Origin of the sequence: Phenylobacterium sp. (genome assembly GCF_031425575.1) — a bacterium.
Classification (GTDB): Bacteria; Pseudomonadota; Alphaproteobacteria; order Caulobacterales; family Caulobacteraceae; genus Phenylobacterium.
In genome coordinates, this window is the sequence record NZ_JANPJP010000197.1 from 1 (window position 1) to 1,609 (window position 1,609).

The 1,609-nt window shown below is 68.4% G+C and carries 3 protein-coding genes; 1 reads left to right on the forward strand and 2 read right to left on the reverse strand.

Annotated features, from left to right (window positions below):
- Positions 1 to 756 (forward strand): ATP-binding cassette domain-containing protein (locus tag RMO97_RS11305; protein WP_310541112.1); only part of this gene is annotated, 756 nt, incomplete at its 5' end.
- A 22-nt stretch (positions 757 to 778) separates the two neighbouring features.
- On the opposite strand, the gene RMO97_RS11310 is transcribed toward RMO97_RS11305, so the two are convergent.
- Positions 779 to 1,333: a lipocalin family protein gene (locus RMO97_RS11310; protein ID WP_310541113.1), complete on the reverse strand. Its 555-nt coding sequence runs from the start codon at positions 1,331 to 1,333 to the stop codon at positions 779 to 781.
- Positions 1,334 to 1,455: 122 nt separating this feature from the next.
- A partial coding sequence (locus RMO97_RS11315; protein WP_310541114.1) for a TauD/TfdA family dioxygenase occupies positions 1,456 to 1,609 on the reverse strand: 154 nt, incomplete at its 5' end.

Genomic DNA, 1,609 nt, shown 5'->3' on the forward strand with positions numbered 1-1,609 from the left:
ACCTTCGGCTACGATCCCAAGCGTCCGGTCCTGCACGACATCAGCCTGATGGTGCGGCCCAAGGAGGTCGTGGCCCTGGTGGGTCCCACCGGCTCGGGCAAGACCAGCATCATCGCGCTGGCCCACCGCTTCTATGAGGTCGATCAGGGCCAGGTCCTGGTGGGCGGCCACGACGTGCGCGATGTCACCCTGGATTCGCTGGGGGCCAATATCGGCATGGTGCTGCAGGAGCCCTTCCTGTTCACCGGCACCATCGAGCAGAACATCCGATACAACACGCTCTCGGCGACCAAGGACGACGTCATCGCGGCGGCCAAGTCGGTGAGCGCCCACGACTTCATCATGCGGCTGCCGGACGGCTACGACACCCAGCTCGGGCAGCGGGGCCGCAACATCTCCATGGGTCAGCGCCAGCTCATCAGCTTCGCCCGCGCCCTGGTGGCCAACCCGCAGATCCTGATCCTCGACGAGGCCACCGCCAATATCGACTCCTTCACCGAGCAGGCGATCCAGAAGGCGCTCAAGGTGCTGTTCGCCGGCCGCACCTGCATGGTCATCGCCCACCGGCTGGCCACCATCCGCGACGCCGACCGCATCGTGGTGCTGCAGCAGGGCCGCATCCTGGAGCAGGGCAGCCACGACGTCCTGATGAAGACCGGCGGGCTGTACTCGCACCTCTACACCTCGGCGCACGCGTCCTTCGATGACCAGGTGGTGGCGACGACCGGCGACTCCGAGTTCGCGACTCGGACGTGAGGCGGCCTGTTCCGCAAGAGAGTCAGTCGCGCCCCGGTGTGGCCAGGACCTCGATCTCGCCGCCATAGCCCAGGTCGCGCACGCGGCCGATCAGGGCCTCGACCTCGGACCGAGGCGGGGCGACGGCCCGGGTGAAGACATAGACCTTGTCGAATTCGGGTTCTGACGAGACGAACCACTCGCCCTGCGCCCCAGCGGCGATGACCCGATACTCGCGCGACGGGCGGAACGGGCCAAAGCGGTAGCGGACGTCCAGCACCGCGTTCTGGCCGGGGTCGCGGATCGTGCCGATCCCCGACAGGGCCCGCTCGCGGCCCTGCGGCCCGTCCTGCCGGCAAGCGTCGCGCACCGTGATCCGGCCCTGGGCGTCGCGGCCATGCTCGGTCGTGGCGTACTCACAACCGCGGGTGAGACTGGTGGGGGTGCGCGCCTGCTCGTACCAGGTCCCGCGATAGAACGTGTCGGGGTTCAGCGGCCCCGCCGTGGGCGGCGTGGTCGGGCGGCTCTGGGCCAGGGCTGGCGCACCGAAGGCCGTTAGGGCCGATACCGCCATGAGGCCGATCAGGGTCGTGCGCATCTCGGGGATCTCCAATGTGGTTGGAGTCGAGTTTACGCAGGCGCGGCGCCGGCGGATGCGGTGCGAGGGAGAAGGCTCCCTTGAGACGTCTGACGAATGCGCGCCATGCGGCGCCTGTGCGCCTAGCTCAGCGGGCCACCATCGAGCGTGATGCGGTGCATCAGGCGGTACTGGCCGGGATAGTCGTTCAGGGCCTGGTGCCAGGTGCAGCGGTTGTCCCAGATGGCCATGGAGCCCTTGGCCCACTGGAAGCGGTGGACGAACTGCGGCTTGACG

Coding starts and splice junctions, on each gene's coding strand:
- RMO97_RS11310 (WP_310541113.1), bottom strand. CDS start 1,333: ATGCGCACGACCCTGATCGGCCTCATGGCGGTATCGGCCCTAACGGCC.